This window comes from Pseudomonas mercuritolerans, assembly GCF_025706525.1.
GTDB classification, from domain to species: domain Bacteria; phylum Pseudomonadota; class Gammaproteobacteria; order Pseudomonadales; family Pseudomonadaceae; genus Aquipseudomonas; species Aquipseudomonas mercuritolerans.
Map to the genome: position 1 here is coordinate 337,515 of NZ_JAMSHA010000003.1, position 21,467 is coordinate 358,981.

Below are 21,467 nucleotides of genomic sequence, written 5' to 3' on the forward strand. Positions count from 1 at the left end.
TGTGGGAGCGAGCCTGCTCGCGAAGAGGTCGGCACATCCAGCAGCGGCTGGGTCTGACCCGACGCTTTCGCTAGCAGGCTCGCTCCCACGGGTCTATTGATGAGCTGCGCACATAACTCTTTAGCGCAAATCCGACAAAACCTTTTCCCTCCCGCTGCGGTCACTCCTTTTACGAGACTGGCATGCATGCCGGCGCGCCCGTTTGGGCCTTTTGCAATCCTGCCGCCCGATGAGAGAAAAGGAATCGAACCATGCCGATTTCCCGACGCAACTTCATGATCCTCGGCGCCGTAACCGCGACGGCGTTCGCCATGCCCCCCTTTATCAGCCTCAAGGCCTACGCGGCCAGTCTGGAGCAACCGGCCATGAGTAAAGTGACCCTGCAAGTCAACGGTAAACCGCAAACCCTCGAAGTAGACACCCGCACTACCCTGCTCGACGCCCTGCGCGAACACCTGCACCTGACCGGCACCAAGAAAGGCTGCGACCACGGCCAGTGCGGCGCCTGCACGGTGATCGCCGATGGTCGGCGGATCAACTCCTGCCTGACCCTGGCAGTGATGCACGACGGCAGTGAGGTGACCACCATCGAAGGCCTCGGCATGCCGGACAAGCTGCACCCGATGCAGGCCGCGTTCATCAAGCACGACGGTTACCAGTGCGGCTATTGCACCCCTGGGCAGATCTGCTCGGCGGTCGCGGTGCTCAAGGAAATCCGCGACGGCATTCCCAGCCACGTCAGCCCGAGCCTGACCGAGCCGCCGAAGCTGATCGCCGCCGAACTGCAAGAGCGCATGAGCGGCAATATCTGCCGCTGCGGCGCGTACTCGAACATCATCGAAGCCATCACTGAAGTCGCGGAGGTGCCGGCATGAGAGCCTTCAATTACAGCCGCGCCGACTCGCCTGCCGCAGCCGCTTCCCAGGCTGCGCAAGTCGAAGGCGCCAAGTTCATCGCCGGCGGCACCAACCTGCTTGACCTGATGAAACTCGACATCGAAACCCCGGTGCACCTGATCGATATCAACCACCTCGGCCTGGACCAGATCGAAGCAACACCCGAAGGCGGACTGCGCATCGGCGCGCTGGTGCGCAACACTGATCTGGCCGCCGACGCGCGCGTGCGCAAGGACTACACCCTGCTCTCCCGCGCCCTGCTCGCCGGGGCTTCCGGGCAGTTGCGCAACATGGCGACCACCGCCGGCAACCTGCTGCAACGCACCCGCTGCCCGTACTTCTACGACACCCACCAGGCCTGCAACAAACGCAACCCCGGCAGCGGTTGCGCGGCGATCGGCGGGGTCACCCGGCAGTTGGGGATCATCGGCGTCAGCGACGCTTGCATCGCCACCCACCCGAGCGACATGGCCATTGCCATGCGCGCACTCGATGCGCAGATCGAAACGGTCAAGCCTGACGGCAGCACGCGCAGCATTCCCATGGCCGATTTCCATCAATTGCCGGGCAACACGCCGCACATCGAAACCAGCCTCACGCCCGGCGAGTTCATCACCGCCGTGACCCTGCCGGCACCGGTCGGCGGCACGCACATTTATCACAAGGTCCGCGATCGCTCGTCTTACGCGTTTGCCCTTGTTTCAGTCGGTCTGATCCTGCAAAAGGACGGCACCGGCCGTGTCGCCGTCGGCGGCGTTGCGCCGAAACCGTGGCGGGTCGAAGCCGCTGAAGCGCTGTTGCCCAAGGGCGCCAAAGCGGTCAGCGAACGCCTGCTCGAAGGCGCGACACCCACCGATGACAACCAATTCAAACTGACACTGGTCGAGCGCACGCTGGCTTCGGTGTTGGCGCAAGCGAGGGAAACCGCATGAAATTCGACACGCCCGCCACCACCAATCCCATCGACCGCCTGAAGGTCGTCGGCCAGCCCACCGAGCGCATCGAAGGCCCGTTGAAAACCAGCGGCCAGGCCACTTACGCCTACGAGCAACATGAAGCGGCGGCCAATCAGGCCTACGGTTTCATGGTCGACTCGGCGATCGCCAAAGGGCGGATCAAAGCCATTCATCTCGACGAAGCCAAAGCCGCGCCCGGCGTACTCGCAATCGTCACTGCCGAGAATGCCGGCAAGCTCGACAAAGGCGATTACAACGCCGCACATCTGCTCGCCGGTCCCGAAGTGCAGCACTACCAGCAAGCCGTTGCATTGGTGGTTGCCGAAACCTTCGAACAGGCCCGCGCCGCCGCGCAACTGGTCAGGGTCGATTACGAGACCAGCGAAGGCAAGTTCGATCTGGCCAGCGTCAAAGACCTCGGCGTCGAGCCGAAAGACGAGCTGCCGGACGTCAATCACGGCGACTTCGACAAGGCCTTCACCGCCGCGCCGGTGCAGTTCGATCAGACCTACACCACACCAGACCAGTCCCACGCGATGATGGAACCGCACGCAACATTAGCCGCGTGGAAAGGCGATCAACTGACGGTGTGGACGTCGAACCAGATGGTCGCCTGGAGTGTCGGTGACATCGCGAAAACCCTCGGCCTGCCGAAGGAAAAAGTCCGTTTGGTCTCGCCGTACATCGGCGGTGGTTTCGGCGGCAAGCTGTTCATCCGCGCCGACGTGATCCTCGCCGCTCTCGGCGCGCGCATGGCTGGCCGACCGGTGAAAGTCGCCCTCGCTCGCCCGCAGATGGCCAACAACACCACCCATCGCCCAGCAACCATCCAACGCATCCGCATGGGCGCAACGGCGGACGGCAAGCTGACCGCCATCGCCCATGAAGGCTGGTCAGGCAACCTCGCTGACGGCAAGGTCGAATTGGCCGCGCAACCGAGCCAGTTGCTCTACGCCGCAGAAAACCGCCGCGTCAGCATGCGCCTCGCCCCGCTCGACTTGCCTGAAGGCAATGCCATGCGTGCGCCGGGTGAAGCACCGGGGCTGATGGTGCTGGAAATCGCCATGGACGAAATGGCCGAACAACTGAAGATGGACCCGGTGCTGTTCCGCATCGCTAACGACACTCAAGTCGACCCGGTGAAAACCGAGCGGCCGTTCTCCCAACGCCAACTGGTCAAATGCCTGCAGATCGGCGCGGAGAAATTCGGCTGGGATCAGCGCAAGGCGCAACCGGGCACCCGTCGTGAAGGCCGCTGGCTGATCGGCATGGGCGTGGCGGCGGCGTTTCGCAACAACCTGCTGGTCAAGTCCGGCGCCCGCGTGCGCCTGGAGCGTGATGGCAAGGTCGTTGTTGAAACGGACATGACCGATATCGGCACCGGCAGCTACACGATCATCGCGCAGACCGCCGCCGAGATGATGGGCGTTGGTCTGGATGATGTAGTGGTGCGTCTGGGCGATTCGGACTTCCCGGTGTCGGCCGGTTCCGGTGGCCAGTTCGGCGGCAACTGCTCCACCGCTGGGGTCTACGCTGCGTGCGTGAAACTGCGCGAAGCGGTGGCGGCCAAGCTCGGGCTGGCCGCGGATCAGGCGGAGTTTGCCGATGCACAGGTGCGGGTCGGCAGCAAGAGCCTGCCGCTGCGCAACGCGGCTGAAGGCGGCGCGCTGGTCGGCGAGGACAGCATCGAGTTCGGTGATCTGGCCGAGAAATATCAGCAATCGACCTTCGGCGCGCACTTCGTCGAAGTCGCCGTCGATGCCGCCACTGGCGAGGTTCGCGTACGGCGCATGCTCGCGGTGTGCGCTGCGGGACGGATCCTCAACCCGACGTCGGCGCGCAGTCAGGTCATCGGCGCGATGACCATGGGCGTCGGCGCGGCATTGATGGAAGAGCTGGCGGTGGACAAGCGCCTGGGCTTCTTCGTCAACCATGACCTGGCCGGATACGAGGTGCCGGTGCACGCCGACATTCCGCATCAGGAAGTGATCTTCCTCGAAGAAACCGACCCGATTTCATCACCGATGAAGGCCAAGGGCGTGGGTGAATTGGGGATATGCGGCGTTAGTGCGGCGGTGGCGAATGCGATCTACAACGCCACCGGCGCGAGGGTGCGCGAGTATCCGATTACGCTGGACAAGATTCTGGATTCATTGCCGGAGATGATCTGAAGCGAAAAGCCCCTCATCGGAACGCCGCCCGCCTAGCCCTCTCCCAAAGGGAGAGGGGACCGATCCGGGTATATTCAGGATGTGCAGCGACGTGAAAGTCTTTCTGTGTATCCATAATCGCAACGGCAAGTTCAGGTCGATGCACATCGCAAGACACCCCGGTCGGCTCCCACTCCCCCGGGAGACGCCTGGGGTGAGCCGCATGCTGTTAGCGCACCTGCATGGGGTGCTAGGGGTCGAGTGGATTCACCACCACGCTTACAGAATGCCGAACGTCTCCAGCATCCCCCAATCGGCTCCCTCTCCCTCGGGAGAGGGCTGGGGTGAGGGGCACGGTTTCACTCGGTCTTTGGATATTGCTCATCACTGACCTGCTCCATCCAGTCCACCACCTTGCCATCCAGCACTTCGGCAATCGCGATATGACTCATCGCCGTCGTCGGTGCTGCCCCGTGCCAGTGCTTGGCGCCCGGGGCAATCCACACGGTATCGCCCGGGCGGATTTCACGCACTGGCTGGCCCCACTCCTGCACCAAGCCTGCCCCCGAGGTGACGATCAATGTCTGTCCCAGCGGATGGGTATGCCATGCCGTGCGCGCGCCCGGCTCGAACGTCACGGTCGCGCCGCTGATCCGCGCCTCATCGGTGCCTTTGAACGGCGCATCCACCCGCACCGTGCCGGTAAACCAGTCAGCAGGGCCTTTGGCCGAAGGTTGCGAGCCATTCGGTGTGACCGTGACGCGGGGATTTTCGGTGGCCTGCACCTCACCAGCCAGCAGCGAGAGCGTCAGTGCGGAAGCAGCAATCGGGTTCATGGCATTTCCTCCAATAAATGATGCAACCACTGTAGCGATCCGCACTCTTTGGATAATCGACTAGAATCCGAAAAAACTTATGCAGGAAAATCATCAATGCTTCGGGAAAATGCCACCGACCTGCTCGCCTTTCTCGCCGTCGCCCGTGAACGCAGTTTCACCAAGGCCGCGGCCAAACTTGGCGTGTCGCAATCGGCGCTCAGCCACACCATCCGCAGTCTCGAAGCGCGTCTCGGCCTGCGCCTGCTGACCCGCACCACGCGCAGCGTTTCGCCGACCGAGGCCGGCGAACACTTGCTGCAAACCATCGGTCCGCGCTTCGATGAAATCGAAGGGGAACTGGCCGCCCTGAGCAACCTGCGTGAAACTCCGGCGGGCAAGATCCGCATCAGCGCCACCGACCATTCGCTGAACTGGATCCTGCGTCCGGTGTTGCAGGATTTCCTGCCCCAATACCCGGATGTGTCGGTCGAGGTTTGCTGTGACTATGGTTTCGTCGACATCGCCGGCCAGGGCTTCGATGCCGGTGTGCGCCTGGGCGAAGACGTCGCCCAAGGCATGATCGCCACCCGTATCGGTCCGGATATGCGCATGGCCGTGGTCGGCTCCCCCGCCTACTTCGCCCGGCGCGATCCGCCGCAAACCCCGCGCGACCTGACCGACCACGCCTGTAACAACCTGCGCCTGCCAACCAATGGCGGGCTGTATTCGTGGGAGTTCGAAAAGGACGGTGAAAGTCTGAAGGTGCGCGTTGCCGGGCAGGTCACCCTGAATGGCGTATACCCGTTGCTCGACGCTGCACTGGACGGATTCGGTCTGAGCTACATCCCGGAAAACGTCGTCGCGCCCTTTCTCGCCGACGGTCGCCTGGTCCAGGTGCTTGGAGACTGGTGCCCGACATTTTCCGGTTATCACCTGTACTACCCGAGCCGACGCCAGGCAGCGCCAGCGTTTGCGTTGTTGCTGGAGGCGTTGCGCTATCGCGGTTGACCCGGCTCAGCCCAGCAACGCAATCAACTGATGCCGCTGCGCATCGGTCAACATCGGCCCAAAACCAGCGCCGGCGTTGTCCGCCATGTAGCGCGGATTGCTGGTCCCGGGAATCACACAGGTCACCGCCGGGTGCGCCAGCAGGAATTTCAGTACCAGTTGCGGCCAGCTGTTGACCTGCACATCCGAGACCCAGGCCGGCAGCGGCTTGCCCTTGAGCCGGGCGAGCAAATCGCCGCCGCCAAACGGCCGATTACAAATCACCGCCACACCACGCTCGCGGCACAGCGGCAGGATGCGTTTCTCGACCGCACGATCATCGAGGGCGTAGTTGATTTGCAGAAAGTCCAGCTTCTCGGCCTTCAACACCGCTTCGACTTCGTCATAGGCCGACGAGGTGTAATGGGTGATGCCGATGTAGCGAATCCGCCCCTGCTCCTTCCATTCGCGCAGGGTCGGCAAGTGGGTTTGCCAGTCGAGCAGGTTGTGAATCTGCATCAGGTCGATGCGCTCGGTTTGCAGCAGTCTGAAGGACTGCTCCATCTGCGCGATGCCCTCCTCGCGCCCGCGCGTCCACACCTTGGTGGCGAGAAACGCCGGCGAGCGCGGTTCGTGGATCGACAGCAGTTCACCGGTGGTCTGCTCGGCGCGGCCGTACATCGGCGAGCTGTCGATCAGCGTGCCGCCCTTCCTGAACAGCGCTTCGAGCACGGCGGGCAATTGCCGGTAAACCGGATCGCCCGCAGCGACGTCGAAACCGCGATAGGTGCCCAAGCCGACCATGGGCAGTGCCTCGGAGCTGGAAGGGATGGCGCGGGTCTGCATGGTCTGGTCTCCTGCCGTGGGCGGCGCAGTGGCGGTCGGCGCTACGCTGCTGGCCAACGCCCGATCAATGGTGAGCAGCGCCGCAGCTTGGGCAGCCAGCGTGAGCAAGCGGCGACGTGAGTACCCCTCAGTGTGGCGCATGCGAGTCCTCCTGCTGCGCGGATCTGTTGCACGGTGTGTGCGCCGGCTGTCAGGCGCAGTCGCTGAACTACACTGCCACAGCCAACCTCTCACCCCGTTAAAAGTAGCCGAATGTCCCGAACCCTGATGTCACTCGTCGTTTTCATCATTGCCGTGTACCTGGTGCTGTGCGCCGCGCTGTTCGTGTTTCAGCGCTCGCTGATCTGGTTTCCCCAGCCTGCCGCCGTGGTTGCAGCGGATTCGCGGATGAAGCTGTCGATGCCGAACGCTGAAGTCTGGGTGACCACTCGAGAGCGCAGCGGAACGCGGGCGCTGATCTATTTCGGCGGCAATGCCGAGGACGTATCGCGAAATCTGCCGGAATTCACTGAGGCGTTTCCTGACTACGCGCTGTATTTCCTGCATTACCGGGGCTTCGCTGGCAGCACCGGCTCGCCATCCGAAGCTGCGATTGCCGAAGATGCGCTGGCGTTGTTTGATCAGGTCTACGCCAGCCACCCGCAGATTGCGGTCATCGGACGCAGCCTCGGCTCGGGGGTGGCGGTGCGCCTGGCCAGTCAGCGGCCGGTGCAGAATCTGATTCTGGTGACGCCGTTCAACAGCCTCGAGGAAATCGCCGCACGGCAATACCCGTGGGTGCCGGTGAACTGGTTGCTCAAGGATCGTTTTGAATCGGGCAAGTACGCGGCGCATATCCGCACGCCGACGTTGCTGTTGGCGGCCAGTGATGACGAAGTGATTGGACGCAGCAGTACACAGCGGCTGTTCGAGAGTTTTCCTGCGGGTGTGGCGACGCTGAAAGTGGTGCCGGACTCGGGGCATAACTCGATTTCCGAGCGGGGGGCGTATTTGCGGTGGATGGGGGATGTGTTGAATCGCTAGTGGTTGCTCCCCAGCGATAGAGGCGCTGGCCGGGCTGGCCCCTTCGCGAGCAGGCTCGCTCCCACGGGTGTTCCGGGTACGCCGCAAGTCCAATGTGGGAGCGAGCCTGCTCGCGAAGGCAGTGGTTCAAACAACAGCAATCCAATTGCATTTGCCGCCACTGAACCAAGTCCCAAAACTTCAGTCTCATTCGCGCCGCCACACACGGCTCCCTCACTCTAGCGCTGTCCCCTTTCAGAGCTGTCCGTCCCATGCGCCACCTCGTTCGTTCGTCTCGCTTCGTTTCGCTGTGCCTGTTGAGCCTGTTTCCTTTGTTCACTGAATCCGCCCACGCCAGTGCGGAGCGCGAGCTGGTGGCCGCCATCAATGATTACCGCGCCCATCCGCAACGCTGCGATCGCCGCCCTGCGCAGCGTCTGGCGCCTTTGGCGTTGAAATCGAATCTGGCCTTGCCGATCGGCTATCGCTACGGCGGCGGCATGCGCGAGGCGTTGAAGTCTTCCGGCTATTCAGCAATCACGGTTCGCAGCATCCGCATTATCGGAGCCGAAGACGCCGACGAGGCCTTCGATCAGTTGCAGAGCGATTATTGCGGCGCCTTGCTGGATGCGAACTACGCCGACATCGGCGTCAGCCATTCGCGCAATCAATGGCAGGTAGTACTGGCACAACCGGTGCTCGACAGCCGCGTCGGTGACAACCGCAGCGTTGGCAAGGCGTTGCTCGCCGAGGTCAATGCCGCCCGCGCCCGGCCGCGCATGTGCGGCCGCCAGCGCTTTGCCGCCGCGCGACCGTTGAGCTGGAACGCCGCCCTCGGCGCAGCGGCTCAGGGCCACAGCAAGGCCATGGCTTACGGCAATTATTTCGCCCACCGCGATCCTGATGGTGACATGCCGGCCGACCGCGCCCGTGCTGCCGGTTATCGCGGCCGCCAGGTCGGGGAAAACATCGCTGCCGGACAAAGCTCACCGGGTAAGGCCATGGCCGGCTGGCTGGCCAGCCCGGGCCATTGCGCCAACTTGATGAACCCGATGTTCACTCAGGTCGGCGCCGGCTTCGCCAGTGAAGCGCGCAGCGACGAGGGTGTTTACTGGACGATGCTGTTCGGCGCGCCGTAAATCACGGCTGGCTCCGGGCATTCTCATCGCCTGAGGTGGCCGGACGCGGCATGACGTGTTGATGGCCGGTCGGGTCGTTGAGCTGGATGACATTACCCTTCTGCCACGCGTCAGCCCCCGGTGCGACCGGCGCCGGTTTGATCTCGGCACGGGCCTTTTTCTTTTCGGCGCTATCAATGCCCAGGCGCTGATCGCGCTGGCGGACCATTTGCGCATCGGCCTGACCGTCAGCGGTAAAGCCCATCATCAACTGCGGCACGCCCAGCGGCAGTTGCTTGTCCTGATCGGTATGCCAGGTGTGCCAGGTCTTGCCGTAGGTATTGGCGAGTTTTTCCATCAAGCGCGTTTCTGCCACTTGCGGGATGCCCGGCGCGACCAACTGGCCAGAACTGACTTCGTGAGCGTGGCTGTGCCACAAGGCTTTCTCTTTTGCCGGCAATTGCGTGAACAGGCGCTGGCTGATGATGTATTCGACGCCCATCAGCTTGGCTTCAGCGGTGTTGCCGTCGTAGATCACGCACTGGAACACTTCTTCGTTGAGCGCCGAGCAGTAGTGGTGCGCTTCCATCTGCGCGCCGGGATGACCGCTGTAAAAATGGAAACCATCGAGGTACATGTTCAACGCGCGGATCGGCGGTTTGTCCTGCAACCATTGCGCGCCGACTTCGAGCATCTCCGTATCGGACGCCTTGGCCTGACCGGGCGTCTGCACCGGCGAATCGGTGTTGCTCATCGCGCAACCGGTCAGCGCAGCGACCATCAAGCCGACGGGAACCCAACGTCCCTGCGAGGTTGTTTTACGCATGTTTCACTCCTCGAACTTTCAGTGACGGGCGCGTATTGGCCCTGTTCTGCAACTGAAAGCAGGAGAACGGCAGAGTTCGAAAAAGCTGCGTGCGGATCAGACTGGAGAGATCGTCGCCAGCACGCCAATCAGAATGGTCAAGGTCAGAAAGCCGCCGAGAAAAATCGCCATCTTGTACATGTTGCGCTCCTTGATGCTGGGTGTGCGGTGCACCGAACGCTTCGGGATGAGGTCGGAGGGTGACTGGCCGCACTGCCGGGGCATTCTGAGCCTGTGGCTGTACTGAATACAGAGGCAGATGAAACAGAAAAATACGGATCAGATGCGCATCTGATCCGCTTCGGGCATGAAGCGGTATTCAGGCTGAGACTTGAGGATCCACTTTCGGCGCAGTTGATCTACAGTCATTGCCGACCGACAACAAGAAAAACCGGAGTGACCATGCCCGACCTCGCCTTGCAGCCCAACGTCGCCGCGTCCCTCGAGCGCTGGCACGCGATGATCCGCAGCGGCAATCTCAAAGCCCTGCCCGAACTGCTCGATCCGCAAGCTGTGTTCCGCTCGCCCATGGCCCACACGCCCTACCCCGGCGCGCCGGTGGTGGCGATGATCCTCAACACCGTGTTTGAAGTCTTCGAAGATTTCGCCTATCACCGCGAGTTGGCGACGGCGGATGGCCTGAATGTGATTCTCGAATTCAGCGCCAGGGTCGGCAGCAAGGAACTCAAAGGTATCGACATGATTCGCTTCGATGAGCACGGCAAGATTGTCGAGTTCGAAGTGATGGTACGGCCGCTGAGCGGATTGCAGGCACTGGGCGAAGAAATGGGTCGGCGCCTCGGTGCTTATCTGGCGTCCGCAAAAGCCTGAATCTTCGCCGGAACGTAGGAGCGTAGGAGGTGACGAGTGCAACGAGGCTGCGATCTTTTGATCCTGATCTTGATCTTCAAACGTCAAAGTCAAAGTCAAAGTCAAAAGATCGCAGCCTCGTTGCACTCGTCAGCTCCTACAGGTTCGGCGTACAAAAAAAACCACTGACCGTCGCCGGTTCAGTGGGTTTTGTGTTTCAGGGTTCTGGTTACAGAGCCATGTCACGTGCAGCGTTTTCCTTCGGCGCTACGGCTTTGTCAGCCGCAGGTGCCGCCGGAGCAGCTACCTGACCGATCACCGGAGGTGTCGGCAGTTCGAGGATCTTGGCGGTGTAAGCCCACTCGGCAGCCACTTTGGCCGGATCGCTGTTCAGCTGGGTGCCATAGCTTGGCACGATCTGGTGCAGCTTGGTCTGCCACTCTGGGGTTGCGACTTTGTCTTTGAAGACTTTCTGCAGCACGCTCAGCATGATCGGCGCAGCGGTCGACGCGCCCGGCGATGCGCCCAGCAGGCCGGCGATCGAGCCGTCTTGCGAAGCAACGATCTCGGTGCCCAGTTTCAGCACGCCGCCAGCGGCTTCATCACGCTTGATGATTTGCACGCGCTGGCCGGCTTGCCACAGGCGCCAGTCTTCGGCTTTGGCGTTCGGGAAGTATTCCTTCAGCGCGTTCAGACGGTCTTCATCCGACAGCATCAACTGACCGGCAAGGTACTCGACCAGCGGGTATTCCTTGATGCCGACCTTGGTCATTGGCCAGATGTTGTGGGTGGTGGTGCTGGTCAGCAGGTCGAAGTACGAACCTTCCTTGAGGAACTTGGTGCTGAAGGTCGCGAACGGGCCAAACAGAATGACGCGCTTGCCGTCCAGGACACGGGTGTCCAGGTGCGGAACCGACATCGGTGGCGCGCCAACCGAAGCCTTGCCGTAGGCCTTGGCCAGGTGCTGCTCGGCAATCGTCGGGTTCTCGGTCACCAGGAACGAGCCACCAACCGGGAAGCCTGCGTATTCCTTGGCTTCAGGAATGCCCGACTTCTGCAGCAGGTGCAGGGCACCGCCGCCGGCGCCGATGAACACGAACTTGGCGTCGGTCTCGGTCTTGCTGCCGTCTTTCAGATTTTTGTAGCTGACACGCCAGGTGCCATCGGCGTTCTTGGTGATGTCTTCGACTTCGCTCGACAGTTTCAGATCAAAGTTAGGCTTGGTCTGCAGGTGAGCGGCGAACTGGCGGGTGATTTCGCCGAAGTTCATGTCTGTACCCAGCGGGCTCCAGGTGGCCGCGATTTTCTGATTCGGGTCACGCCCTTCCATCATCAGCGGTACCCACTTCTTGATCACAGCCGGGTCTTCGGAGTACTGCATACCGGCGAACAGCGGGCTCGCCTGCAGTGCTTCGTAGCGCTTTTTCAGGAACTTGATGTTGTCATCGCCCCACACGAAGCTCATGTGCGGAGTGGTGTTGATGAACGAGCGAGGGTTCTTCAGCACGCCCTGCTGAACCTGCCACGCCCAGAATTGGCGGGAAACCTGGAACGCTTCGTTGATCTCGACAGCTTTCGGGATCGTTACGTTGCCCTTGTCGTCTTCCGGGGTGTAGTTCAGCTCGGCAAGAGCCGAGTGACCGGTACCGGCGTTGTTCCAGCCGTTGGAGCTTTCCAGGGCGACGCCATCGAGGCGCTCGACCATTTCCATCGACCAGGTCGGTTCCAGCTCATTGATCCACACACCCAGGGTGGTGCTCATGATGCCGCCGCCGATCAGCAGGACGTCAACTTTCTTCGCTTCGGCAGCATTGGCAGACGACATCCCCATCGCCAAAGCCAGACCGAGCAAGGCTGTGTTCACTTTCTTAAACATCTGTTGCACCTATGATAAAACGCCTTCCGCCCGTCGTTGTTATCAGTCTGCGTTGCGCTTGGTTGACGCTCAGGCTGGCATCGCGCAATCGGGCACACTTCAATATTGACGGGTGGGCACACAAGGCCGACATGTGGCATCGACCTCAGTTAATGTCCCTTCTGAACTGACTTCTTATCGTTATTGGCTTCAGCTGCTTGAGCGACAGGGATCCCGTCGGCCCGCTGAAAAGGCAGGCCAACCGAATTAGGTCAAAGCAAATTGGCGCGGAGAATATCACGTCAGGGCGAACCCGCGCGTCTGTTCCCGACTTGAAAGTCTTTTTCCGCTCAGGGACTTATCGGCCATCGGGCACCAAACATGATGGCGATCAGGCATCGGCCTGCAAACTTTTTTGCGCGATACGCATCGCAACTTGATAAATCAGTGCCAACCGCTCGTTGTTCATGCAGAAAATTACCTGCTACGTTGTACGATGACTGACGAAATGAACCAGTCATCCAAACCCAATAACAACAAGGAAACACCATGACCAAGTCGCGCCTCCTCATCGGCCTGTTCTGCGCCTTCAGCGCCTGCGCCATCGCCGCCCCTGCCCCGGCGGAAAGAGAAGTTGCCCAAGCAGTCGATCACCTGACCCAGGCGATGCTGCACAAAGACATCGCCGAGTTGAACGCTCTGACCGCGCCGAACCTGACCTACGGCCACTCCAGCGGCAAGATTCAGGACAAGCAGGAATTCATCGCCGACATCGAAACCGGCCGCAGCGCATTCAAGACCCTGGAGATGCAAAAGCAGACCATCACGATGTCCGGCGATACCGCATTAGTGCGCCACCACTTCTCCGCACAGGCGTTGAAGGGGACCGAGGTGATTCCGACCGAGATCGAGAATTTCCAGATCTGGCAGAAACAAGGTGGGAAATGGTTGTTGGTTGGGCGGCAGGCGTTCAGGTTTTGATTAAGGGACCATTGGCCTGATTCAATCCTGTCAGAGCTGGCCTATTCGCGAGCAGGCTCGCTCCCACAAAGGACTCGACACTGGCGAACCTTGTGGGAGCGAGCCCGCTCGCGAAAGCGCTGGCTCAGGCAATAGAAAACCCGCAAGCCTACCCCAACATCACAACCGAAACCGATCCACCGACTGCGCCAACTGCCCCGCCAGATTCGATAATTCATCGGTAGTCGTCGCGGTCTGCCCGATCACCCGGCTATTGCCCTCGCTCATTCCCGCAATCATCTCCACCTGATGGGCGATTTCGTTACTGGCCATACTCTGTTCGCCAATCGTGCGGGTGATGTCGTTGACCAGTTGCGTGGTGTTCAGCGTGGCGTCGAGGATCTCGCGAATCGCCCGCTCGACTTCCGCCGTCACCGCCATGCCTTTGTCGACCTGCGCCACGCCGGCCTCCATGCTGCTGACCGCCTCGCGCGTGCTGCTCTGGATGCGCGCGACCATCGCTGCGATTTCCTGGGTCGAGGCGCTGGTGCGTGCGGCCAGACTGCGCACTTCATCGGCGACCACGGCAAAGCCACGGCCCTGCTCACCTGCCCGCGCCGCCTCGATCGCGGCGTTGAGGGCCAGCAGGTTGGTCTGGTCGGCGATGCTCTTGATCACCTGAATGATGTTGAAGATTGCCTCGGATTCCTGATCCAGCGTGCGGATGACCTGCGCCGACTGCTGTGCCGAGCGGGCGATGTCGTCCATGTCGCTGACCACTTGGTGGATCACCCCGCCCCCCTCCTTGGCCAGGTTTTCCGCCTGATTGGCCATGTTCAGGGCACGTTCGGCGTGGCGGGTGATCTCTTCGATGCTCGCGGTCATCTGGCTGGCGGCGGCCGCCATGGTGCCGGCGGCAACGCTTTGCTGCTGGCTGCTGTCGGCGACCTGATGGCAGCCTTGGCTGAGCTGCTCGCTCATGCCACTGACGCCGTGAGCGTTGCGCCGCACCACGTCGATCATGTTGCGCAGATCACGCTGCATGGTCGCCAATGTACGGATCAACACGCTGGCTTCGTCCTTGCCGGCGGGCTCGACAATCGGTTCGCTGAGATTGCCATGGGCAATGCTTTCGGCGATGCGGCTGGCGGATTTGAGCGGCCCCATGATACTCAGGATGACCCAGCGCCCCTGAATCAGCAGCAGCAACAGACTGACGGCCAGCACCACTGCCAGCGCAAGATTAGCGTGACGGATGGCCGCTTCGGTGCCTTCGCTGGTGTGCAGGGTGTTGTTTTCGATCAGTTCGCTGAGCGCGCCCATCTGCTCTTCGAGCTGAGTAAAGGCGCTATTGAAAGTACCAAGCTGCTGCTCGGCGGCATCCGGCTTGTCCAGCGCCACGCCGACAATCTGTTCGGCGGACTTGATGTAGGTGTCGAGGCTCGGCTTGATCTGCTCCAGCGCCGTGCGCAGCTGCGGGTTGATCGGCAATTTCAGGTTGTCATCCAGCACTTCACGAAAATGCCCGGCATGCTCGGTGAGCGAATCGCGCACCTCGGTCGCGGTGGCGGTGCTTTTGCCCAGGCCGACCAGCATCGCCGAATAGACATCGGCGCGCAGGGCGTCGTGCATCATGTCGGCTTCCATGTGATTGCGCAGCGCGCTCATGCTCACCGTGTTATCGCCGACCGCCGTGGCCATCCGCAGGTTGCCGACGTAACTGACCAGACTCACGATCAGCGCCGTCAGCAGGCTGGTCGCAATCAGCAACACCAAACGCAGTTTGATCGACACCGTGGAATCTCCCGTGGGCACGCTGGATTGCGCTTGTCGGATTTCAGTTAAGCCTATGTGCAGGGAACTGCCGACACAGAGCGTATCGGCTGATGTCAGCGGCGACTTGAATCCGGCAAAACTTTTCAAACGCGAACCCGGTCACACATTGCAGCGCCGCTGGATAACGCCTTCATCGCCGGTTAACCCTGGCCGGCTATCAATCCAGCGCTTCGAACATTCATGCAGCTGAAGGAAACGCTTATGAAACGCGCACTGTGGTTTGGTCTGCTCGGCACGTTGGCAATCGGCACCGCGCAGGCGGCAACGGAGAAAGTCGCGATCAACCTGGTCAGCGCCGACGGTGCGCCGCAGGCGATCGGTTCGGTGACTGTCAGTGAGACGCCTTATGGCCTGCTTTTCACCCCCGACCTGAAATCTTTGCCAGCGGGTATTCACGGTTTCCATGTCCATGAAAACGGCAGCTGCGAAGCGGGCACCAAGGATGGCGTCAAGGGCGCAGCACTGGCCGCTGGCGGACACTTCGACCCGGCGAAAACCGGCAAGCACCTTGGCCCTTATGCTGACGGGCATCTGGGTGATTTGCCGGCGGTGTATGTGACGGCTGATGGTGTCGCCAACTACCCGGTGCTGGCGCCGCGCCTGAAGAAAATTTCCGAGATCAAGGGGCACGCTCTGATGATTCACGCCGGCGGCGACAACCATTCCGACATGCCCAAGCCTCTGGGCGGTGGCGGTGATCGCATGGCTTGCGGGGTGATCTGATCCCTCAGCGCGGCGCTCGACGCCAGCGCGTCAACACCAGCAAGGACAGCCCGGCGCCGAACAGCGCCAGGGCCATGTCCTTCTGCGAATCCCATGGATCATTCTGCGCACCGACGAACGCCTTGCCAGTGTCGTCGCCCAGGTAAGCGCCGCCCACCCATTCGATCAACTCGTACAACGCCGACGTCGCCAGCACCATATTCAGGGCCATCAGCGCCAGCCACGCGCCGCGCAACGGCGTAAGGCGCAGCAGAACTTCGCGCATCGGCCAGACCAGCAGCAATCCATAGCTCAGGTGCACCAGCCGGTCATAGTGATTGCGTTCCAGACCCAGCACCTTGTTTACGCTGACGCCGGTCAGCAGTGTGCCCCACTGATCGTACGGCACCCGCGAATAGGTGTAATGCGCGCCGACTTCATGAATGCACAGGAAGGCGAAGAGCATCCCCAGCGACAGCGTCGACAGGCGAAAACGCCGATGCGCCAGCAGCAGGGCTAACACCAGCGCCAACGCCAAGACATTTTCCAATAGCCAGTCGACGCGGCTGCGCGGGAACAGGCCGAGCGCGATGGTCAGGCAGACAAATCCAGCGAGCAAAAGCGCTTCGATTCGCGTATCTGCCGGTTGGGCAATGTTGTCGCTGGCTCTGACGAGCATGGTTCGATTCTCGGCAATGCAGGCATGCGGTAGACACTCTGCCTTTTTGCCCGGTTCCTCGCCGCTTCGTTTTCAGCGCTAACGGAACTCCGGCGCGCCGTTCACCTCTGACGTTATGTAGTCCCTTCCCTTTTTGCTTAGCGCCTGTGGAGGAACACGTCATGCGCAAGTTAGTCCTGATTTCTTCTTTAATGCTTTGCCTGCCGGTCGGTTCGGCGCTGGCCCGCGTTGACGCGGGTGACGTCGCCACCTCCGCAGGTGTTTCCGCGTCGCTGTACTCGACCTTCAAGGACGACAAAATGGTGATTCCGGCCCGTGACGACGTGTCTGCGTTCGTTGCAAGCGGCGGGGCCATTCGTGGGGTTTATCTTGAGTCGGTACTGCAACAGGTGCGCCAGGCCAACCCTGGCTTGAACGCCAGCGATGAAGACCTGGCCAACGCCATTCTGGTGCAATACGAAGGCGTGCATCAGTAGTCACGAGGGAAGCAGCGGCCGATGGACGGCCGCTGAGTGCGCATAGGCAAATCCATCCGACGGCCTCTATGATGGAGGCCATGACGACGACCCTGACCTTGCGCTCACCCTGCCCACCCGGCGCCTGCATCTGCGGGCGCGATCCGTTGCTGGAAACGCCTGGCGCGGATTTGCGCATCCTGCGCCTGACTCGTGCCGAGGAAAAAATTCTCCTGGCGCGCCTGGAACAACTCAAAGACCTCGACGACCTCAAACGCCTGCAACAGCGCATGTACGAGCAGTTGGGCATCCGCGTCGATGTCGCCCCCGGCTTCAACGAAGTGCGCACCATGCGCGGCATTGCCATTCAGATCGACGAGCTGCCCGGCCTGTGTCGCAAGACACGCGCAGCGATCCCGGCGGCGATCCGCAAGGGCCTGGAAAACCACCCGCAAATCGCCTTCGAACTGCTCAACGCCCACGACTTGCTGCGCGACACCTGATCACTTTTTCATGCCGACGCGTTTGCGCATTTCGGCGGTGATGGTCTGACGGGTCTTCTTCATGTCCGCCCAAGGCTCATCGCCGACTTCGGTCAAACGTTCGTGAACGTTGTAGATGTTCCAGTGATTACCGCCCTTGATTTCAGCGACTTCCTCTCGGTAAAGCGGCACCGACACCGGCATACCTTCCCGTGCCCGTGCGGCGTAAGCGCAAATGGTGGTGGCGCCGAGGCCGTTGCGCAGGTAATCGATGAAGATCCGCCCGACGCGGTTTTTCGGCCCGGACACCGCTGAAATACGATCCGGCAGCAACTTGGCCATGTGGCTGACGATGGCGTGGCTGAAGTCCTTCACTTCGTCCCAGCCATGCTTGCGGGTCAACGGCACCACCAGGTGAATGCCTTTGCCGCCGCTGGTTTTCAGGAAGGCTTTGAGGCCCAACTCATCGAGCACGGTCAGGGTCAGCGCGGTGGCTTCAACCATGCTTTTCCATGGCAGCGCCGGATCCGGGTCGAGGTCGAGGACGAAGCGATCTGGCTTGTCCAGATCCACCGTCGTGGCGTTCCAGGTGTGCAGCTCCACCGTGCTCATCTGCACCGCGCCGACCAGCGCTTCGGGGTTATTGATCATCATCACTGGCTGTCCGGTGACGTCCTTGTCCAGTGCGGTGATGCCGGGAATGGCCAGGCGATCGGCGTTCTTCTGGAAGAACAATTCGCCGGCGATGCCGTCGGGAGCACGCACCAGTGCGACGGGGCGATCCTTGAGTTGCGGCAGGATGTATTCGGCGACACTGGCGTAATACTGCGCCAGTTGCATTTTGGTCGTGCCGCTGACGGCGTCGATCACTCGATCCGGGTGGGTGATGCGCACCTTGCCGCCGGCCAGTCCTGATTGCGACGGTGCGGTTTCGGCTTTGCTGGCGGCGTTTTTCTTCGCCGGTTGCTTGGCGGCGGTTTTGGTTTTTTCGGTCTTTTCAGACTTGTCGGACTTGGCAGCTTTCACAGGCTTCGCTCGCTCCTCTGTAATGTCCCTGGCCGGTTTGTCATCGCGCAAACCATGGAACACGGCGTGACGCACCGAGCCATCCTTGGTCATCTCGGCGAATGCCACTTCGGCCAGCAGTTTGGGTTTGAGCCAGTGCACGCCCTTGGCGTCGAAACCGCTGGGCGGATTGACCACCGCCGCGCTCTTGGTCAGTAACGGCTTGAGTTGGGCGAGGATGCATTTCAATGTGGTTTCGTTGAACCCGGTGCCGACCTTGCCGGCATAACGCAACTCGCCGCTGTCACGGTCGTGCAGGCCCAGCAGCAACGCGCCGAAAGCACTGCGCGCGCCTTTCGGATCGGTGTAGCCGACAATGACGAACTCCTGGCGATGCTTGCACTTGAGCTTGATCCAGTCACCGCTGCGCCGCGATACATAAGGCGAGCCGAGACGCTTGCCGATCAGGCCTTCCATCTGCATCTGGCAGGCGCTGTTGAGCAGCGCGTCCGGGGTTTCTTCGAAGGCTTCGGAGAAACGCAGCGTTGAGGATTCTTTCTGCGCACCGAGGATGGTGCTCAGCGCGGCGCGACGCTCTTCGACCGGTACGTCGCGCAGGTCAACGCCGTTGAGATACGGAACGTCGAACAGGTAATAAACGATATTGCCGCTGCGCCCGGCATCGAAGGCATTCTGCAACGCCTGAAAATCCGGCACGCCTTGCTCATTGGCCACAACCATTTCACCGTCGAGCCACGCCGATTCCAGACCCAATGCCGCCAGCGCCTTGGCCTGCTGCGGCAGTTTGTGCGTCCAGTCATGGCCATTGCGGGTGAACAGCTGAACCTCATCGTGATCGATCCGCGCCATGATCCGGTAGCCGTCGAACTTGATCTCGTAGCTCCACTGCCCTTCGGGTGCGCTGTCGACCAGCGTCGCCAGTTCCGGCTTGATCAGCGCCGGCAGCTTGGCCTTGCGCGCGCCGGTAAGCTGCCCGGACGCCTGCTTGCGCGGCTTGGCCGGGGCCTTTTTTATCGGTTTGGCTTTATCGGCGGCAGTCGCCGATTTGCCGACAATCGTGCGCTCGCTGAGCACGCTGTCGGGCTCGGCAACCAGCACGTCGAAATCATCCTGCGGTCGCGCGGCGTTGTCCTGATGCTTGATCAGGAACCATTGCTCCTTCTTGCCCGGCATGTGCGTGCGCACCAGATTCCATACGCCGCCGAGCTTCTCGCCCTGCAACTCGAACTTCAGCCGGCCCTTGGCGTAGGCCTTGTGCGGATCCTCCAGCGGAATCCACACGCCGCGATCCCAGACGATCACATCACCGGCGCCGTAATGCCCCTCGGGAATGCTGCCTTCAAACGTCGCGTAATCGAGCGGATGATCCTCGACATGGATCGCCAAGCGCTTGACCGAAGGATCCAGCGACGGCCCCTTCGGCACAGCCCAACTCTTGAGGGCACCGTCAAGTTCGAGGCGAAAGTCGTAATGCAGGTGCGAAGCGTCGTGCTTCTGGATGCAGAACTGCAAGGCATGATCCTTGGCCGTCTTACGGCCCGAGCGCTTGACTGCGGCCGGTTCCGAAGTCGCGGAAAAATCACGCATGCGGTTGTAATCGTCGAGGTTCCTGTTCATGAGCGCACCGATGGCAGACGGGTTCTGTTATGCAGAAGAGCGACACGGCGGCGGAAAAATTCAATCGAGGTAAAAAAGCCCCGGACGGATGGAACGGCCGGAGCTTGTAACGACACATCCAGTAATTGGCTGGGCTGGCTAAACAGAGTGCAGACGCTAAGGTTTTTTCAAGTTATTGAAAGGGAGGCAATGGAATGCCCGCTGCTGCAAAAGCCTGTCGTCTGAGAATGGGCCGACACTCTGAAACCGGAAGAATTTATTTACTGACCGCTGTGGTTAACCGACGTGAACGTGTTTTTACCAATTGGCACGACGGGAGGCTGGTGGTCAACGAGCTGAGACGTTGCAGTGAAGCCGGGTTAGCCACCTCTCTGGCTTGGGTCGTAATGCCGGACCATCTGCATTGGCTACTTGAGCTTGATCACGGCTCGCTTGCGGATCTTATGTGTCGCGTTAAGTCCCGAAGTTGCCAGGCTTACAATCGAAGACATGGTCGCCAGGGACAATTATGGCAGCGAGGTTATTACGACCGCGCGTTGAGGCGGGATGAGGATCTTAGAGCCGCTGCGCTTTATGTAGTCAAGAATCCTGTAAGAGCCGGTCTGGTGGCGCGCCTTGGGGACTACCCTTTGTGGGATGCCATTTGGCTCTGAAGATCAAAAGATCGCAGCCTTCGGCAGCTCCTACAGTTGCACCGTATTTCAAAGGTAGGAGCTGCCGAAGGCTGCGATCTTTTTATTTTCGAAACGCCGCACTCTGCGCAGACAGGAACACCATGCGAGCTGTTCTGGTTGCGCCCTGAGGATTTTCCTTTCTGGCTCTGAAGATCAAAAGATCGCAGCCTTCGGCAGCTCCTACAGTGCACCGTATTCCAAATGTAGGAGCTGCCGAAGGCTGCGATCTTTTTATTTTCGAAACGCCGCACTCTGTGCAGGCAGGAACACCATGCGAGCTGTTCTGGTTGCGCCCTGAGGATTTTCCTTTCTGGCTCTGAAGATCAAAAGATCGCAGCCTTCGGCAGCTCCTACAGTTGCACCGTATTTCAAAGGTAGGAGCTGCCGAAGGCTGCGATCTTTTTATTTTCGAAACGCCGCACTCTGCGCAGACAGGAACACCATGCGAGCTGTTCTGGTTTAGCCCTGAGGATTTTCCTTTCTGACGCTGAAGATCAAAAGATCGCAGCCTTCGGCAGCTCCTACAGTGCACCGTATTCCAAATGTAGGAGCTGCCGAAGGCTGCGATCTTTTTATTTTCGAAACGCCGCACTCTGTGCAGGCAGGAACACCATGCGAGCTGTTCTGGTTGCGCCCTGAGGATTTTCCTTTCTGGCTCTGAAGATCAAAAGATCGCAGCCTTCGGCAGCTCCTACAGTTGCACCGTATTTCAAAGGTAGGAGCTGCCGAAGGC

At 60.8% G+C, this 21,467-nt stretch carries 20 protein-coding genes and 1 pseudogene; 12 read left to right on the forward strand and 9 right to left on the reverse strand.

Annotated elements, in window-relative coordinates; translation table 11 throughout:
* Nucleotides 1-251: 251 nt before the first annotated feature.
* From paoA to paoC, 3 genes are read left to right on the forward strand one after another with little or no spacing between them, the layout of a single operon-like run.
* Nucleotides 252-875: an aldehyde dehydrogenase iron-sulfur subunit PaoA gene (gene paoA, locus ND528_RS09985; RefSeq protein WP_016775137.1), complete on the forward strand. Its 624-nt coding sequence runs from the start codon at nt 252-254 to the stop codon at nt 873-875.
* Nucleotides 872-1,828, forward strand: coding sequence for an FAD binding domain-containing protein (locus tag ND528_RS09990; protein WP_263470227.1), 957 nt, complete (start codon nt 872-874; stop codon nt 1,826-1,828). The genes paoA and ND528_RS09990 overlap by 4 nt, the downstream gene beginning before the upstream one ends.
* Nucleotides 1,825-4,023, forward strand: coding sequence for an aldehyde oxidoreductase molybdenum-binding subunit PaoC (gene paoC, locus ND528_RS09995; RefSeq protein ID WP_212616585.1), 2,199 nt, complete (start codon nt 1,825-1,827; stop codon nt 4,021-4,023). Before ND528_RS09990 ends, paoC begins: the two co-directional genes overlap by 4 nt.
* A gap of 338 nt (nt 4,024-4,361) precedes the next feature.
* Here the strand turns inward: paoC and ND528_RS10000 are convergent, their stop codons facing one another.
* Nucleotides 4,362-4,838: a (R)-mandelonitrile lyase gene (locus tag ND528_RS10000; protein WP_263470228.1), complete on the reverse strand. Its 477-nt coding sequence runs from the start codon at nt 4,836-4,838 to the stop codon at nt 4,362-4,364.
* A 96-nt stretch (nt 4,839-4,934) separates the two neighbouring features.
* Between ND528_RS10000 and ND528_RS10005 the strand changes: the two genes are divergently transcribed.
* The gene (locus tag ND528_RS10005; protein WP_263470229.1) at nt 4,935-5,828 is read left to right on the forward strand and encodes a LysR family transcriptional regulator; all 894 of its coding nucleotides are present in this window, start codon (nt 4,935-4,937) and stop codon (nt 5,826-5,828) included.
* A gap of 6 nt (nt 5,829-5,834) precedes the next feature.
* Here ND528_RS10005 and ND528_RS10010 read toward each other — a convergent pair whose 3' ends face one another.
* Nucleotides 5,835-6,794, reverse strand: a complete 960-nt coding sequence (locus tag ND528_RS10010; RefSeq protein WP_263470230.1) for an aldo/keto reductase — start codon at nt 6,792-6,794, stop codon at nt 5,835-5,837.
* A 111-nt stretch (nt 6,795-6,905) separates the two neighbouring features.
* Between ND528_RS10010 and ND528_RS10015 the strand changes: the two genes are divergently transcribed.
* Together ND528_RS10015 and ND528_RS10020 are read left to right on the forward strand one after the other, a co-directional pair.
* The gene (locus tag ND528_RS10015) at nt 6,906-7,676 is read left to right on the forward strand and encodes an alpha/beta hydrolase (RefSeq protein WP_263470231.1); all 771 of its coding nucleotides are present in this window, start codon (nt 6,906-6,908) and stop codon (nt 7,674-7,676) included.
* Nucleotides 7,677-7,927: 251 nt separating this feature from the next.
* On the forward strand, nt 7,928-8,794 hold the full coding sequence (locus tag ND528_RS10020) for a CAP domain-containing protein (protein ID WP_137214887.1): 867 nt from the start codon (nt 7,928-7,930) through the stop codon (nt 8,792-8,794).
* 1 nt (nt 8,795) lies between these two features.
* Here ND528_RS10020 and ND528_RS10025 read toward each other — a convergent pair whose 3' ends face one another.
* Together ND528_RS10025 and ND528_RS10030 are read right to left on the reverse strand one after the other, a co-directional pair.
* A complete protein-coding gene (locus tag ND528_RS10025; protein ID WP_263470232.1) occupies nt 8,796-9,599 on the reverse strand; it encodes an OBAP family protein in 804 nt (267 codons plus the stop codon).
* 96 nt (nt 9,600-9,695) lie between these two features.
* Entirely contained in the window at nt 9,696-9,863 is a 168-nt protein-coding gene (locus tag ND528_RS10030; RefSeq protein WP_263470233.1) for a hypothetical protein, read from the reverse strand.
* Nucleotides 9,864-10,040: 177 nt separating this feature from the next.
* Between ND528_RS10030 and ND528_RS10035 the strand changes: the two genes are divergently transcribed.
* Nucleotides 10,041-10,469, forward strand: coding sequence for a nuclear transport factor 2 family protein (locus tag ND528_RS10035; RefSeq protein WP_122508000.1), 429 nt, complete (start codon nt 10,041-10,043; stop codon nt 10,467-10,469).
* 208 nt (nt 10,470-10,677) lie between these two features.
* On the opposite strand, the gene mqo is transcribed toward ND528_RS10035, so the two are convergent.
* Nucleotides 10,678-12,324 (reverse strand): malate dehydrogenase (quinone), encoded by a 1,647-nt coding sequence (gene mqo, locus ND528_RS10040; RefSeq protein ID WP_076563408.1) that lies wholly within the window; start codon nt 12,322-12,324, stop codon nt 10,678-10,680.
* Between the two features lie 528 nt (nt 12,325-12,852).
* Between mqo and ND528_RS10045 the strand changes: the two genes are divergently transcribed.
* Nucleotides 12,853-13,284 carry a nuclear transport factor 2 family protein gene (locus ND528_RS10045; protein WP_130911035.1) on the forward strand — a complete coding sequence of 144 codons (432 nt, stop codon included), beginning with the start codon at nt 12,853-12,855 and terminating at the stop codon, nt 13,282-13,284.
* Between the two features lie 159 nt (nt 13,285-13,443).
* On the opposite strand, the gene ND528_RS28355 is transcribed toward ND528_RS10045, so the two are convergent.
* Entirely contained in the window at nt 13,444-14,307 is an 864-nt protein-coding gene (locus tag ND528_RS28355) for a methyl-accepting chemotaxis protein (protein ID WP_408005033.1), read from the reverse strand.
* Nucleotides 14,302-15,078 (reverse strand): annotated as a pseudogene (locus ND528_RS28360) (MCP four helix bundle domain-containing protein); the annotation flags it as partial. The pseudogene ND528_RS28360 and the gene ND528_RS28355, both read right to left, overlap by 6 nt.
* Before the next feature lie 222 nt (nt 15,079-15,300).
* Between ND528_RS28360 and sodC the strand changes: the two are divergent.
* Nucleotides 15,301-15,822 (forward strand): superoxide dismutase family protein, encoded by a 522-nt coding sequence (gene sodC, locus ND528_RS10055; protein WP_016775149.1) that lies wholly within the window; start codon nt 15,301-15,303, stop codon nt 15,820-15,822.
* 4 nt (nt 15,823-15,826) lie between these two features.
* On the opposite strand, the gene ND528_RS10060 is transcribed toward sodC, so the two are convergent.
* Entirely contained in the window at nt 15,827-16,480 is a 654-nt protein-coding gene (locus ND528_RS10060) for a DUF2238 domain-containing protein (RefSeq protein ID WP_263470235.1), read from the reverse strand.
* A 161-nt stretch (nt 16,481-16,641) separates the two neighbouring features.
* Here ND528_RS10060 and ND528_RS10065 point away from each other — a divergent pair, with 161 nt between their 5' ends.
* Together ND528_RS10065 and ND528_RS10070 are read left to right on the forward strand one after the other, a co-directional pair.
* Nucleotides 16,642-16,956: a DUF2388 domain-containing protein gene (locus ND528_RS10065; protein ID WP_039762352.1), complete on the forward strand. Its 315-nt coding sequence runs from the start codon at nt 16,642-16,644 to the stop codon at nt 16,954-16,956.
* A gap of 80 nt (nt 16,957-17,036) precedes the next feature.
* Nucleotides 17,037-17,438, forward strand: coding sequence for a hypothetical protein (locus ND528_RS10070; RefSeq protein ID WP_263470236.1), 402 nt, complete (start codon nt 17,037-17,039; stop codon nt 17,436-17,438).
* On the opposite strand, the gene ligD is transcribed toward ND528_RS10070, so the two are convergent.
* Nucleotides 17,439-20,060 (reverse strand): DNA ligase D, encoded by a 2,622-nt coding sequence (ligD, locus tag ND528_RS10075; RefSeq protein ID WP_263470237.1) that lies wholly within the window; start codon nt 20,058-20,060, stop codon nt 17,439-17,441.
* 194 nt (nt 20,061-20,254) lie between these two features.
* Here ligD and ND528_RS10080 point away from each other — a divergent pair, with 194 nt between their 5' ends.
* Nucleotides 20,255-20,713 carry an REP-associated tyrosine transposase gene (locus ND528_RS10080; RefSeq protein WP_263470238.1) on the forward strand — a complete coding sequence of 153 codons (459 nt, stop codon included), beginning with the start codon at nt 20,255-20,257 and terminating at the stop codon, nt 20,711-20,713.
* Nucleotides 20,714-21,467: the final 754 nt, after the last annotated feature.